General features: G+C 59.4%; 13 protein-coding genes and 1 pseudogene. 10 read left to right on the top strand and 4 right to left on the bottom strand.

Going from position 1 to position 14240, the window contains the following annotated elements:
- Positions 1 to 242: 242 nt before the first annotated feature.
- Complete coding sequence (locus tag HU718_RS10500) at positions 243 to 980, bottom strand: thioesterase II family protein (protein WP_150729766.1); 738 nt, start codon at positions 978 to 980, stop codon at positions 243 to 245.
- Between the two features lie 129 nt (positions 981 to 1109).
- Between HU718_RS10500 and HU718_RS10495 the strand changes: the two genes are divergently transcribed.
- Positions 1110 to 2243 carry a cupin-like domain-containing protein gene (locus HU718_RS10495; protein WP_150729765.1) on the top strand — a complete coding sequence of 378 codons (1134 nt, stop codon included), beginning with the start codon at positions 1110 to 1112 and terminating at the stop codon, positions 2241 to 2243.
- Positions 2244 to 2354: 111 nt separating this feature from the next.
- Here HU718_RS10495 and HU718_RS10490 read toward each other — a convergent pair whose 3' ends face one another.
- Positions 2355 to 3527: an MFS transporter gene (locus tag HU718_RS10490; RefSeq protein WP_186613657.1), complete on the bottom strand. Its 1173-nt coding sequence runs from the start codon at positions 3525 to 3527 to the stop codon at positions 2355 to 2357.
- A gap of 259 nt (positions 3528 to 3786) precedes the next feature.
- On the opposite strand from HU718_RS10490, the gene HU718_RS10485 reads away from it, so the two are divergent.
- The 3 genes from HU718_RS10485 to HU718_RS10475 all read left to right on the top strand — a co-directional run bounded on the left by HU718_RS10485 (position 3787) and on the right by HU718_RS10475 (position 7156).
- On the top strand, positions 3787 to 4587 hold the full coding sequence (locus HU718_RS10485) for a glucose 1-dehydrogenase (RefSeq protein ID WP_186613659.1): 801 nt from the start codon (positions 3787 to 3789) through the stop codon (positions 4585 to 4587).
- Positions 4580 to 6406, top strand: a complete 1827-nt coding sequence (locus HU718_RS10480) for a glycoside hydrolase family 15 protein (protein WP_186613661.1) — start codon at positions 4580 to 4582, stop codon at positions 6404 to 6406. The genes HU718_RS10485 and HU718_RS10480 overlap by 8 nt, the downstream gene beginning before the upstream one ends.
- A gap of 360 nt (positions 6407 to 6766) precedes the next feature.
- Positions 6767 to 7156, top strand: a complete 390-nt coding sequence (locus HU718_RS10475) for a hypothetical protein (RefSeq protein ID WP_150705760.1) — start codon at positions 6767 to 6769, stop codon at positions 7154 to 7156.
- Here the strand turns inward: HU718_RS10475 and HU718_RS10470 are convergent.
- Positions 7128 to 7760, bottom strand: a complete 633-nt coding sequence (locus tag HU718_RS10470; RefSeq protein ID WP_186613663.1) for a hypothetical protein — start codon at positions 7758 to 7760, stop codon at positions 7128 to 7130. The two genes, HU718_RS10475 and HU718_RS10470, sit on opposite strands and share 29 nt — an antisense overlap.
- 75 nt (positions 7761 to 7835) lie before the next feature.
- Positions 7836 to 8819 carry a GlxA family transcriptional regulator gene (locus HU718_RS10465; RefSeq protein WP_186613665.1) on the bottom strand — a complete coding sequence of 328 codons (984 nt, stop codon included), beginning with the start codon at positions 8817 to 8819 and terminating at the stop codon, positions 7836 to 7838.
- Positions 8820 to 8908: 89 nt separating this feature from the next.
- Here HU718_RS10465 and inhA point away from each other — a divergent pair, with 89 nt between their 5' ends.
- From inhA to HU718_RS10440, 6 genes and pseudogenes are all read left to right on the top strand, one after another.
- On the top strand, positions 8909 to 9595 hold the full coding sequence (inhA, locus tag HU718_RS10460) for an isonitrile hydratase (RefSeq protein ID WP_150705762.1): 687 nt from the start codon (positions 8909 to 8911) through the stop codon (positions 9593 to 9595).
- Positions 9596 to 9728: 133 nt separating this feature from the next.
- A complete protein-coding gene (locus tag HU718_RS10455; RefSeq protein WP_150705764.1) occupies positions 9729 to 10520 on the top strand; it encodes a CPBP family intramembrane glutamic endopeptidase in 792 nt (263 codons plus the stop codon).
- A gap of 102 nt (positions 10521 to 10622) precedes the next feature.
- The gene (locus HU718_RS10450; RefSeq protein WP_064389791.1) at positions 10623 to 12188 is read left to right on the top strand and encodes a methyl-accepting chemotaxis protein; all 1566 of its coding nucleotides are present in this window, start codon (positions 10623 to 10625) and stop codon (positions 12186 to 12188) included.
- A 566-nt stretch (positions 12189 to 12754) separates the two neighbouring features.
- On the top strand, positions 12755 to 13219 hold the full coding sequence (locus tag HU718_RS10445) for a hypothetical protein (RefSeq protein ID WP_150705765.1): 465 nt from the start codon (positions 12755 to 12757) through the stop codon (positions 13217 to 13219).
- Between the two features lie 17 nt (positions 13220 to 13236).
- Positions 13237 to 13452: pseudogene (locus tag HU718_RS29635) on the top strand (chemotaxis protein); the annotation flags it as partial.
- A 312-nt stretch (positions 13453 to 13764) separates the two neighbouring features.
- Entirely contained in the window at positions 13765 to 14238 is a 474-nt protein-coding gene (locus HU718_RS10440; protein WP_110719734.1) for a hypothetical protein, read from the top strand.
- Positions 14239 to 14240: the final 2 nt, after the last annotated feature.

The raw sequence follows: 14240 nt of genomic DNA, 5'->3' as shown, positions 1-14240 counted from the left end.
TTCTCAGCATCCGGATCAGTAGGCAGGAAGCACAAAGGCACGTCATCCCTATAAAACGAATGCAGACCGGAAAAATTAGCGAATGAGAACAACTGTCAGGTGGGAGGCAAAGCGGGGAATTTCAGACTGGCAGAAAACACTGTGGGAGCGAGCCTGCTCGCGAAAACGGTGTGTCTGTCAGTGCAGATATTGACTGACATGCCCCTTCGCGAGCAGGCTCGCTCCCACAGGTTCTGCGGTGTTCAGGCGGTTGCGGCCATGGCATGTCGGCGATGATGCACATCGAGCTGATCCTTGATCACCTTGAGCACCTTCGCCTCATGCTCATGAATAAAGAAGTGCCCGCCCGCAAGCATGTCCACCGAGAAACTGCCGCGGGTTTCCTTGCTCCAGCCGATCAATTGCTCGGTGGTGGCACGATCAGCCTTGCCGCCGAGCACATGCACCGGGCAGTTGAGCAGCGGGCGCGCCAGCGGCTCGAACTTGCCACACAGCTGAAAATCCGCGCGCAGGATCGGCAGGGTCAGGCTCATCAGCTCTTCGTTGGCCAGCACTTCTTCGCTGGTGCCATTGAGCGTGCGCAGTTGTTCGATCAACTCGGCGTCGGTCTTGGGGTCGGCAAAGCCGCGATCGTAATCGGCCCGCATCGTCGGCGCCGCGGTGCCGGAAGCGAACATCGCTACTGGCTCAGGACAGCCCAGCGCACGCAGGGCGTGCGCCATTTCGCAGGCCAGCAATGCGCCAAGGCTATGGCCGAACAGTGCATAAGGGACTTTGAGTGTCGGACGCAGCTCCTTGGCCAGTTGCATCGCCAATGCACGCATGTCGGTATGCAGCGGCTCACCAAAACGTGCGCCACGTCCCGGCAGCTCAACCGGTTGCAAGTGTAGCCATTGCGGCAGTTTCGGCCGCCAGCGGCTGTAGACCATGGCACTGGCGCCGGAATACGGCAGGCACAGCAGGGTCAGCTTGGTCACCACGCTTTCCTCGAAAAATTCATCTGTAGAGAGAGACGGATCCCACGCCGGGCAAATTAGTCATCGACCAGTAAATTCCCCCAACAGGCGCTCGTTAACTGTTCAGGCCAAAACCAATAATGAGGGATCACCGTGGACCTGCAGAGCATCCTGGGCAAACTGTTCGCCAATGCCGGCGCCGTCGGCATCGAAGGCGTTTTTCAATTCGTGTTTGGTCCGCAGCAGGCCTACTGGTCCGAGGTCAAGGCCAGCAGCCGCACCGTGCCCGGACGCCACGCCAGCCCGGACGTGACCATTGAAGTCGCCGAGCGCGATTTCCTCGGGATCATGAGCGGCATGGCCAACGTCGAAGAGCTGTTCGCCAGCGGGCGCCTGAAGATCGGCGGCAACATGGGTCTGGCAACGATGCTGCCGCAGATCATCGAGCATGCGATGCACGGCCGCGCCGTGGCGGAAAAAGTCGACATGAACAAGCGCTACCCGACCCCGCCGCGCTTCAGTGAAAAACTCACTGCCGGCCTGCCAACCCAAAGCAGCATCGAACGTCTTGCGCGCAGCGAACTGTCGGTCACCGAGTTCAAAAGCCGCTATCTGCCCAATGGCATTCCCGTGGTGATCAGCAATGCGTTGCAGGACTGGCCACTGTTCAAGCTCAGCCGTGAACAATCGCTGGTGCATTTCGCCGAGCTGCAAGGCATCACCCGCCATGGCGACTACGTGAAGAAGACCTTCTCCACCGAGCGTGATTTTCGCTCCACGTCGATGGCCGACTTCATCGCCTCGCTGGACAAACCGGCGGCCAAAGGTGCGAATGGCGAACCACCCGCCTACATGGGCAACAACATCCTGCCGGCGCAGCTGATGCAACAGATCAAATACCCGGCCTACTTCGACGCCTCGTTATTCATCCCGCCGCGTATCTGGATCGGGCCGAAGGGCACGTTGACGCCGTTGCATCGTGACGACACCGACAACCTCTTCGCGCAGGTCTGGGGGCAGAAGAAATTCACCCTCGCCGCGCCGCATCATCGTGAAGCCTTGGGCACCTGGTCGACGGCGCCCAAGGGCGGTCTGGATGGCTGCGATTTCAACCCGGATGCGCCGGACTACGAGCGCTTCCCCGCCGCTCGGGACGTGACGTTCCTGCGCGTAACGCTGGGGGCTGGGGATCTGCTGTTCCTGCCGGAGGGCTGGTTCCATCAGGTGGAGTCGGTGTCGACTTCACTGTCGGTGAATTTCTGGGTCAACTCGGGACGGGGCTGGTAACACTGCAAATCCTGTGGGAGCGAGCCTGCTCGCGAAAGCCATTTCACATTCAATCTGAATGTTGTCTGACACACCGCTTTCGCGAGCAGGCTCGCTCCCACAATGGAAATTTCATTTCAGATGGCGGTGACTCTGTATTGCCGAACCCAGCACCACCGCACCCGCCGCAATCGCCAGCCAGAAACCGCTGCGCGCACCGAAAGCGTCCACCAGCCAACCGGAGCCGGCAGCCCCGACGGCCACGCCGATACTCAAACCGGTGACCAGCCAGGTCAGGCCTTCAGTCAGTTTGGCTGGTGGCACGATGCGCTCGATCAACGCCATCGCCACAATCAGCGTCGGCGAGAAGAACAGTCCGGCAATGAACACGGCCAGCGACAAGCCAAAAATATTGCTCGCCAGCAACAGCGGTAACGTCGTCACTGCCGTCGCCACGCCGCCGTACAGGAACAACTGCGGCAATGGCAATTTCGAACGCATCGCACCGAAGGCGATGCCGGCCAGGCACGAACCGATGGCGTACACGGACAACACAATGCTCGCTGCCGCCGGTTGCCCCTGTTGTTGGGCAAACGCGACGCTGACCACATCGATGACGCCGACGATAACGCCCATGGCGATCATCAGCGCCAACAGTAACTGAACGTCAGTCGAACCAATGATCGAGGCGTGATGTTCGCACGCATGCGGGTGCACCGCCGGCTCGGTGCTGCGCTGGGCGACGAACGCCGTCACGCCGATCGCCAGCGCCAGCAAAGCCGCCAGCGGCCCGGCCTCAGGAAACACCGCCACGCACAACCCCACCGACAGCGGCGGACCGACAATAAAACAGACCTCATCGAGCACCGATTCCAACGCATACGCGGTCTGCAATTGCGGCTGGCCACGATAGATCTCGGTCCAGCGTGCGCGCACCATCGCCGACATGCTCGGCATGCAACCGGCCAGTGCGGCGAAGATGAACAGCGTCCAGTTCGGCGCCTGTAACCGCGTGCACAGCAGCAACATCAGCAGTGCGCCGCCGCCGATCAACGCCGATACCGGAAGAATCCGCCCCTGACCGAAGCGGTCCACCAGCCTTGAAACCTGCGGCGCACAAAACGCCGTGGCGAGCGCAAACGTCGCCGCCACGCCACCAGCCAAAGCGTAGCCACCCTTCAACTGCGAAAGCATGGTGATCACACCGATACCGGTCATGGAGATCGGCATGCGCGCGATCATCCCGGCCAGCACAAAATTTCGTGCGCCGGGGGCGTTGAATAATTCGCGGTAGGGGTTTGCCATGGACTGCAGCCTCATCAAGGGCCGCCAAGTTGCCATAGGGTCGGGTGGCGTGGAAGCGGGGAATTGTTGGTGGAATGTGAAGGCCCTTTCGCGAGCAGGCTCGCTCCCACAGTGAATCAGCGGTGTACACAAATCCCCTGTGGGAGCGAGCCTGCTCGCGAAAGCGTCTACGAAATCACCGCAGCCCTTTCTGCCGAATGAACTCTCACTCTTTGCAACCGGTCAGCTAAATAAGCCCTCACTCAAGGCGCGCCATTGCATGCATATCTCGCTCACCGGACAAACAGCCCTGATCACCGGCGCCAGTTCTGGCATCGGTCACGCCGCCGCCAAAGCCCTCGCGGCTGCCGGCGCTGCAGTGGTCATCAACTACAACCGACAGGCCGAACCTGCCGAAGCACTTGCCCGGCAGATCGTCGCCGACGGTGGCCAAGCCATCGCCATCCGCGCCGACGTATCAAAGGAAGACGAGGTTGAACGGCTGTTCGCCGAAACCCTCGATGCCTTCGGCTCACTGGATATTCTGGTGGCCAACTCGGGTATGCAAAAAGACGCGCCCGCTGTGGATATGTCGCTGGACGACTGGAACGCGGTGATCGGCGTCAACCTCACCGGCCAATTCCTCTGCGCCCGCGCCGCACTGCGGATCTTCAATCGCCAAGGCGTTCGTGAAGGCGTGTCCCGCGCCGCCGGCAAGATCATCCACATGAGTTCAGTGCACCAGCGCATTCCCTGGGCCGGGCACGTCAATTACGCCGCGTCCAAGGGCGGCGTCGACCAACTGATGCAGACCCTCGCGCAGGAAGTCAGCCACCAACGCATTCGTATCAACGGCATCGCCCCGGGAGCGATTCGCACGGCGATCAATAAAGACGCCACCGAAGGCGCTGCCGCTGAGAAGCTGCTCGAACTGATTCCCTACGGACGCATCGGCGATGCTGAGGACGTCGCCAACGCGGTGGTCTTTCTCGCCTCGGATGCCGCCGACTACATCGTCGGCACCACCCTGTTCATCGACGGCGGCATGAGCCTCTATCCGGAGTTTCGCGGCAATGGCTGAGCATCACCTGGAACGACAAAGCCCGATCGATGCCCACGGCATCATCGGCGACATGCGCAGTGCAGCGCTGGTCAATGATCGCGGCAGTGTGGATTTTTTCTGCTGGCCGGAGTTCGACAGCCCGTCGATTTTCTGTTCGTTGCTGGATACCCCGGACGCGGGGATTTTCCAGTTGGCGCCGGACTTGCCCGACGCGCGCCGCGAGCAGATTTACCTGCCCGACACTAACGTTCTGCAAACCCGCTGGCTGAGTGAGCGCGCGGTGGTGGAAGTCACCGATCTGCTGCCTATCGGTGACAGTGACGATGCCCTGCCGCTGCTGATGCGGCGGGTTCGTGTAGTGAGCGGCTCGGCGACTTTCACGATGCGCTGCGCCGTGCGCCACGATTACGCCCGAGCCGACACCCGAGCACAGATGGATCAACAAGACGTGACGTTCAGCGCTGCCGGCCAACCGTCACTGCGCCTGGCTTCGGACCAGCCGATGCAGATCGACGCCCAAGCGGCGGTGGCGCAATTCACGCTCAAGCAAGATGAAACGGCAGCGTTCATGCTCGGTGCGTCCGATGATCCACGATTCGCCGAAGGCGCCGGACACTTGTGCATGGAGCGCACCCTGAAGTTCTGGCGCGACTGGATCGGTCAATCGATTTACCGCGGCCGCTGGCGGGAAATGGTCAACCGTTCGGCCCTCGCGTTGAAACTGCTGACGTCGCGCAAACACGGCGCCATTCTCGCCGCCGCCACTTTCGGTCTTCCGGAAACGCCGGGCGGCGAGCGCAACTGGGATTATCGCTACACGTGGATCCGCGATGCCTCGTTCACGGTGTACGCGTTCATGCGCCTGGGCTTTGTCGGCGAGGCCAACGCCTACATGGGCTGGTTGCGCGGGCGGGTAAGCGATTGCCACGGGCAACCGGTGAAACTGAATATTTTGTACGCCATCGACGGACAACAGGAATTGCCGGAAACCGAACTGGATCATCTGTCCGGTCACGGCGGCGCAAAACCGGTACGCATCGGCAACGGCGCGTACGAGCAGATCCAGCTCGACATCTTTGGCGAGCTGATGGACGCGGTGTATCTGGTCAACAAATATGGCGACGCGATTTCCCACGAAGGCTGGAAACACGTGCGCGAAGTGGTCGATCAAGTCTGTGAGACCTGGCAGACCAAGGATGTCGGCATTTGGGAAATGCGCGGTGAACAGCACCACTTTCTGCATTCTCGACTGATGTGCTGGGTGGCGCTGGACCGGGCGATTCGTTTGGCGTCGAAGCGCTCGCTGCCGGCACCGTTCGCCCAGTGGGACCAGACCCGACAGGCGATTTACGCCGATATCTGGGACAACTTCTGGAACGAGGAGCGCGGGCATTTCGTCCAGTACAAGGGCGGCACCGCGCTCGATGGATCGATGCTGTTGATGCCACTGGTGCGCTTCGTCAGCGCCAAGGATCCACGCTGGCTGTCGACCCTCGAAGCCATCGAAAAGACCTTGGTGCGCGACGGCATGGTGTATCGCTATCGCAATGACGACAGCAATATCGATGGCCTGGCCGGCACCGAAGGCGCGTTCGCTGCGTGTTCATTCTGGTACGTCGAATGCCTGGCTCGCGCCGGGCAGGTGGAAAAAGCCCATCTGGAGTTTGAGCAATTGCTGCGTTATGCCAACCCGCTGGGCCTTTACGCCGAAGAGTTCGACGCCCATGGCCGGCACTTGGGCAACACCCCGCAGGCCTTGACGCATCTGGCGTTGATCAGCGCGGCGAGTTTTCTGGATCGACGTTTGAGCGGGGAAAAGAGTGAGTGGCAGCCGTAATGTTCGCCAGTGACTGTAGGAAATAGCCCACAAAACGATGACTTTGTAGGATCCCTGTGGCGGGGGGATTTATCCCCACTGGACTGCGAAGCAGCCCAAAAACCCTGCAGCTCACTCATCCAGAAGTACCGGGGCTTCTGACTTTGGGGCCGCTGCGCAGGCCAACGGGGATAAAACCCCTCACCACAGTTGGACACACCTGCGGACTACAGCGGCTCAACATCCCCCCTGTCATCCCTACCCCGCAACTCGCAGTCACACCCGGAAATACCCTGTTGCCAGCTGTTACATCCGCCCCTACCATCCACCGCAACGGGCACAGCGGAGCTGTCCAATAAAACCCGAATTCAAGGAACCAGAATGTCTCAGCACGTCCAGCGCACCATCGACACGCCCCTTCGCAGCGGCCTGACCCGCACCCAACTCTGGGAAGCCGCGGACAAAGGCCTGATCAAATGCTGGGAAATCGGCCGCCAGCGGGCGAACCGCTTCCCCGACCTCGCGCAAAAATGCCTCGCCGGCGAACTGCCGGTACTCGGCTGGAAAGGTGGCGTGAGCCGCAGCCTGAAGAAAACCGAGAAATATGGCTCGTTGAAGTATCTGGCGCAGTGGCAAGGGTTGCGCGGCGAGGACCTGGATATCGATTTGAGTGAAGAGCGTTCGCTGACCTGCTCGCGGACGAAGATGCGGGTGACGTTTACCCCGGATCGGACGAAGTATTTCAATCAGGTGGCGGAAGCCGAGGCTTAGCCGTGCGGAAGTCCGGTCGGTAGCAACCCGGGTACAGCGCGCACACGCCGTACTGTGCATCCAGATCGGCCATGTGCTGGTAAAACTGCTCAATCTCCCAGAACGTCTCTTCCGCGACGGTCATCAGGTAGAAGTAACTGAGTTGATGATCGTTCGGCAGCACTAATGGAAACTCTGGCAGCGCGTCCATCCGCGGAGCATTGGCCAGAGCCGCTAGCATGGGCGTCGGAGCCTGGGACAACTGCTCGAAGTACTTCTCTTTGTACGCCGCCAGACCGACGGCTTCGCCCTTGGCCCTGGCATCGATCAGTTGCGCGAGGTTTGCGCGGCGCTGCTGCCAGTACGCGGCTGGCAGGTCGACATTCATTTGTTGCTTATGTTTGGCCAAAGCTTCGTCTGCGCTGACTTGGCGCTTTGGTTCGCCCGGCTCGGCGGCAGCTCGTGCTTCGAGTTCCTTGAACGACAGCATGATCGTCGACTTGGCAAACATGCGCTCCATCAGTTCACGGCGTTGCGGGGTATCCGGCAGTGGCGGGGGCGGCGAGGCGCAACCGGCCAGCATCCCGACGAGTACCAGCAGAGCAAGCAGCGGTTTGAGTGACATGCATCGTCCTTGAAGTCGGTCGGCAGAATTAGCTGCGCAGTTTATCTGAACCCGAAGAAGCCCCGCTGGAAACTCTCAAGGCATCACCGGATCGGGTGCAGCGCTGACCGAAAACCGCTCGCGATAGGCTTGCGGCGTCACGCCAATCGCCCGCAGGAAACTGCGGCGCAGCGTTTCTTCGCTACCAAAACCGCAATTGGCCGCGATCCGTTTCACCGGCAGGCCGGTGTCGCTGAGCAGACGCCGCGCCGTCTCGACGCGGATCAGTTCAATCGCCCGCGCCGGGGTCTGGCCGGTGTCGGCGCGGTAGTGGCGGACGAAGCTGCGTTCGCTCATGCCGGCCTGCTCGGCCAGGGTCGGGACGCCGAGGTCGCAGGTGAGGTTTTCGGCGATCCAGGCGTGCAACTCATCAAAGCGATTGCCTTGATTCTGCAAGGATAAGGTCACGCTGAATTGCGATTGCCCGCCCGGGCGTTTCAGAAACACCACGAGGTGCCGGGCGACGTCCAGGGCGATGTCGCTGCCCAGATCCTCTTCAACCATCGCCAGTGCCAGATCGATGCCAGCGGTGACACCCGCCGAGGTCCATACCGGGCCGTCGGTGATGAAAATCGGATTGGCCTCGACTTGCAGTTTCGGATGTTGCTGCGCCAATTGTTCGCAACGGGTCCAGTGGGTGACGACGCGACGACCGTCGAGCCAGCCACTGGCCGCGAGCAAAAATGCCCCGGTGCACACTGACGCTACGCGCCGACATTTCGCCGCATGTTCGCGCACCCAATCCACCAACGCCACATCTTCGGCGGCAGGATAAATGCCCCATCCGCCGGCGATGATCAGCGTGTCGCTGGGCTCCAGCGGTAGCGGTTCGGACAATACCGCCAGCCCCGCCGAGGACATCACCGCCCCGCCCTCGCTGGCAATCACCGACGGCGCATAGGGCACGGGCAAACCGCGTTGACGACAGAGGTCATTGGCCGAGGCGAACACCTGCAACGGTCCGGTGACATCGAGGATCTGCATATTGGCAAACGCGAGTACGTGGATGGCTTTGGGCATTTGGCGTAATTCGTGGGGTTATTGGCGTATGCGCCAGAACCTACGCGCCTACAGTGAAGCCGTCCACCCTTTTTCATGGAGCAAGAACAATGACGCTGCAGATCGGTTTTCTGTTGTTTCCACAGGTTCAGCAACTTGACCTGACCGGCCCTTACGACGTGCTCGCCTCGTTGCCGGGCGTGCAGGTACATCTGATCTGGAAGGATCTGATGCCGGTCACCGCCAGCACCGGTCTGCTGCTGAAACCGACCATCACGTTCGAGGATTGCCCGTGTCTGGACGTGATCTGCATTCCCGGTGGCGGCGGTGTCGGGCCATTGATGGAAGACGAGCAGACGCTGGACTTCATCAAACGCCAAGCCCTTCAGGCGAAGTATGTGACCTCGGTGTGCACCGGCTCGCTGGTCCTTGGCGCAGCGGGTTTGCTGCAAGGCAAACGGGCGACCACGCATTGGGCGTATCACGATCTGCTGCCGACGCTGGGCGCGATCGCGGTGAAGGATCGGGTGGTGCGTGACGGTAATCTGTTTACCGGCGGCGGGATTACGGCAGGGATTGATTTTGCCTTGGTGCTGGCGGAAGAGTTGGTGGGTGCTGACGCGGCGCAACTGATCCAGTTGCAATTGGAATATGCGCCGGCACCGCCGTTCAACGCAGGCAGCCCGGAGACTGCGCCGGGTGAGATTGTCGATGAAGCACGCCTGCGCGCCGCGCCATCGCTGAAGCTGCGCACGGAAATCACCGAGCGTGCGGCGGCGAAACTGAACTTGCGCTAGATCCAATCCCACAGGGGATTTGTGTGTGGCCGAGGGTTTGTTTGCCGTCCCCACATTCCGCCACACCTTCACTTGTCCCCACGCCCCCACCCGTGTAGAAAGCCCCTCCACACATTCTGCACAGGGACTTTCGATGAAGGCTTTGCCATGGCTCTATCTGGCACTTCTCAGCCTCGGTTATGGATGGGCGCTGAGCTACGGCCACCTCGGTTGGCTGGCGTTGATCTCCGTTGGATTACTGGTGTTCGCAGGTTTTGCCGTGCGCCAACAACAGGTGCCGGTTGCGCGGTTTCTCGGTCATGGCCTGTTCATCGTGCTGGCCTTGGCGCTGGCGTTGCACTGGTTGCCGGGGTTTGCCAACGGGCGCGCCATCGATCCGCAGCGCTTCACCGACAATGCCGTGCCGTTCTCGATGTATCTGAATCTCGATAAACCGTTGATTGGCTTCTGGTTGCTACTGGTCTGCCCGTGGATTGTCGGGCGCCGTTCGTTGCGTCTGAGCGTGTACGCCACCGCCCTCGCCCTGACTCTCAGTGCGATTCTGGCTCTCGGCGGCGCACTGTTGCTGGGCGTGATCGCCTGGGCGCCGAAGTGGCCGGATCAGGCATGGTTGTGGGTGCTGAACAACCTACTGCTGGTGACCTTGGTCGAAGAAGCGCTGTTTCGCGGCTATATACAGGGCGGCCTCAGCCAGCGTTTCAAACATCTGCCTTACGGTGAAAACCTCGCCCTGCTGCTGGCCTCGCTGCTGTTTGGTCTGGTGCATGCCGGCGCGGGCTGGACCTGGGTGTTGCTGGCGGGTCTGGCGGGTGTCGGCTATGGTCTGGCCTACCGTTTTGGCGGGCTCGGCGCGGCAATCGCCACGCATTTCGGCCTGAACCTGCTGCACTTCGGTTTGTTCACCTATCCGATGCTCGCCGGCTGAAGCAAGCGCCGTTTTGCGACGCTGTGCTGATTATTGAAAAAAAATTTCAATAAAAAGCTGTCACCGCCGACAACCTTTCAAAGCCTTGCGGATTGAAAAACCATGCGTAACAACCAGCCCATTACACAACGCGAACGGACTTTCCCGGCTCAGCAGCGGTTGATCTCCACAACCGACGCCAAGGGCGTGATCACCTACTGCAACGACGCTTTCGTCGAGATCAGCGGGTTTTCGCGTGAAGAGCTGATCCGTGCACCGCACAACCTGGTCCGTCACCCAGACGTCCCGGCGGCGGTGTTTTCGCACATGTGGGGCACATTGAAACAAGGCTTGCCATGGATGGGCATTGTCAAGAATCGCTGCAAGACCGGTGACCATTACTGGGTTAACGCCTACGTAACACCGGTGTTCGACGGCAATCAGGTGGTCGGTTACGAGTCGGTGCGGATCAAACCCACCGCCGAACAGATCCGCCGCGCCGAAGCGCTCTACCAACGCATCAACCAAGGCAAGTCGGCGATCCCCTCCAGCGACAAATGGCTGCCGGTGCTGCAAGACTGGCTGCCGTTCATTCTGGTCAGCCAACTGAGCTTCGTGATCGGCGCCACCCTGAATTCGCAGTGGGGCTTCGCCCTCGCCGCCGGTTTGTCGGTGCCGCTGGGCCTGATGGGCCTGCAATGGCAGCAACGCGGGCTCAAGCGCCTGCTGCGTCTGGCCGAACAGACCACCTCCGACCCGCTGATCGCGCAGATGTACACCGACAGCCGTGGCGCCCAGGCGCGTCTGGAAATGTCGATCCTCAGCCAGGAAGCACGCCTGAAAACCTGCCTGACCCGTCTGCAGGACACGGCCGAACACCTGACCGATCAGGCCAAGCAGTCCGACGCCCTGGCGCACAACAGCTCCACCGGCCTGGAACGTCAGCGCGTGGAAACCGAACAGGTCGCCACCGCCGTCAACCAGATGGCCGCCACTACTCAGGAAGTAGCGAGCCACGTGCAGCGCACCGCCGACGCCACTCAGGAAGCCAATCGCCTGACCGGTCGCGGCCGTGACATCGCCGGCGAAACCCGTGAAGCTATTCAGCGTCTGTCGGTAGTTGTCGGCGAAACCGGTTTGACCGTCACTCAACTGGCCAAGGACAGCGACGAAATCGGCGGTGTGGTTGATGTGATCAAAGGCATCGCCGATCAGACCAACCTGCTCGCTCTGAACGCTGCGATTGAAGCAGCGCGTGCCGGCGAGATGGGCCGTGGTTTTGCGGTGGTGGCTGATGAAGTTCGTCAGCTAGCACAGCGCACCAGCGAATCGACCGGGCAGATTCATGCCTTGATCGCCAAGTTGCAGCAGACTGCGTCAAGCGCTGTGCAGACCATGGAAGCCGGGCATCGTCAGGCCGAAGAAGGTGTAGCACGAGTGCTGGAAGCGGATCAGGCGTTGGTCGGGATCAGTGAAGCGGTGGCCAATATCACCGACATGACCACGCAGATTGCTGCCGCGACCGAAGAGCAAAGTGCGGTGGCTGAAGAGATCAGCCGCAACATCAGCAATATTTCGGAGTTGGCGGATCAGACGTCGGAACAGGCGCATAACTCGGCGTTGCTGAGTGAAGAGCTGACGAAAACGGCTAATACGCAGTACTCGTTGGTGGAGCGGTTTAACCGCTGATTGAACTGGCGATAACAAAAAACCCGGAGAGCGAGAGCTTCCGGGTTTTTGTTGCCTGTCTGAAACAGATGTTGTTTGGCAGGCCGCTTTCGCGAGCAGGCTCGCTCCCACATTGGAACTGCTTGGGACCACAGTTTTGTGTCCGACGACAATCCCCTGTGGGAGCGAGCCTGCTCGCGAAGAGGCCATAACAGCCAGCGAAACTACTGCGGCAACTTCAGCTTATCCAGCAGTCGATTGATCAACAGCTCGTTCAGCATGGGCGTATGAAAGCGACTCGCCCGACCAGCAGGGTTTCGTCCTCCAGCGTTGGGTCGACGAGGTAGACGGGACAAATTTGGATGAGCTTGGCGGGGCCGCCAAGTATTCGGGTTTGAGGTAGTACCAGAGCGCGATCAGTTGCTACTTCACCTTTTGCGCGGGACCTAGCCTCTTCTTAGAAACTCGACTTCACACAAGAGATCAGAAAGCAACTGTCAACTCTGACAGTTATCTTTTTTCTGCTGTTGCCCCACTCTGTCCCTTTATATCGGCAGAAGCTGATGAACCACGGTTAGAGACTAACAATGCGCACTCATCACAATCGTCTGTTAGCAGCAACAAGAACAAACCGTCTATCGGGCCCGGAGGACATTTTCAAATGGCGCTTTGACTCAAGTTCAGCGTGGATAGAAGCGACCACGGCGTCACTGCAACTTATCCACGCTTCACCGGGACGGAAGTATTGGGCATGGGATGCCTGGAACGGTTCGCATGATACAGGGGACCTTTTCCTTTACTCATTCACGCTTGATTACGTTAATGAATCCATTATCGATGGCACATTCGGCCTGGGAGACGAAGGGCTAACATTTTCACACTGTTTTTTGACCAGTGATGGTGGCTTCACGTGCATTAAAGCGCACTCAGCTTCCGTAACCATCACACTTGATCCGGTCAGCGGAACCAGCACGGGTAAATTTAAAGCCACATTCAATGTCGATCCCAAGACCCCCAACGGCGAATTCAAGCTGACAAGGAGCGCATCGTAAGTAGCCGATACACATGATCCCCAACCGCCAGCCACATCAGTTCGATGTTCGGCGACAAACCTCTACCGGAAGAGCAAAGTCCAGTGGCTGACGAGATCAGCAGATACGTCAGCAGTATTTCGAAACTGGCAGATTAGACGTCGGAACAGGCGCATAACTTGGCGTTGTTGAGTGAAGAGCTGACGAAGACGGCGAATACGCAGTGTTTGTCGGTAAAGCGGTTTAACCGCTAAAAATAAAAACTCGCAGCCTGTGCCAGCTCCGGCACCGATCCCTGTAAGAGCTGCCGCAGGATGCGATCTTTTGATCTTGTTCTTCATTAAAAAACCCGGACTGCGAAAGCTTCCGGGTTTTTTATTGCAGGTCGGAAATGGATGGCGCCAAAGCCGGAATTCGCTAACGACCTTGGTTTGCCTACGCATCCACATTTGCACGACGCTGTCTAGCTGTCAGGTTTTACAGTAGACGCGTGTTCATTAAAGAACCTTCAATGGCACCCAGGTGTTCTCACCTGTCTTTGTTTACACACGGAGAAGGATTTCATCATGAGCGCGAAGTGCATTTTCATCACGAAGCAAAACAGTTTCCAGCCCGCCACCAATGATTTTCACTGGAGTTTCGGGGCTGAGCCCATCAACGCTCAACACAGCTCGTTCGACTACAGCGTCTTTCCGCCTACCGGCGAAGAAAGTTGGGTCTTTGCCGGTTCGACCGGATCGTTGGACGAAGAAAACTACTTTAGCTTTCTTCTGAGCGTGCCTTATCTCGATGAAGATTTGATGGAATACACCTACAAACTGAATGACGGCAAGGGGTTGCATGTTGCCCATATCCATTCGATACCTGCCCCACCGGGTTTCACGGGATTCGCAACTGTCGATGCCGACGACGCGGAACTTACAATCAGACTGGACCGGACAACAAGCACCGTCACCGGTGACTTCACCGCAACGTTCAAATCCGAAGGTTATCGTTTGTGGCCGAACGGAACGTTCAAACTGACAAGAACTGATCAGTGAAT

It is taken from the genome of Pseudomonas tensinigenes (genome assembly GCF_014268445.2).
Lineage (GTDB): Bacteria > Pseudomonadota > Gammaproteobacteria > Pseudomonadales > Pseudomonadaceae > Aquipseudomonas > Aquipseudomonas tensinigenes.
This window is presented reverse-complemented; position numbering and strand designations above follow the sequence as displayed.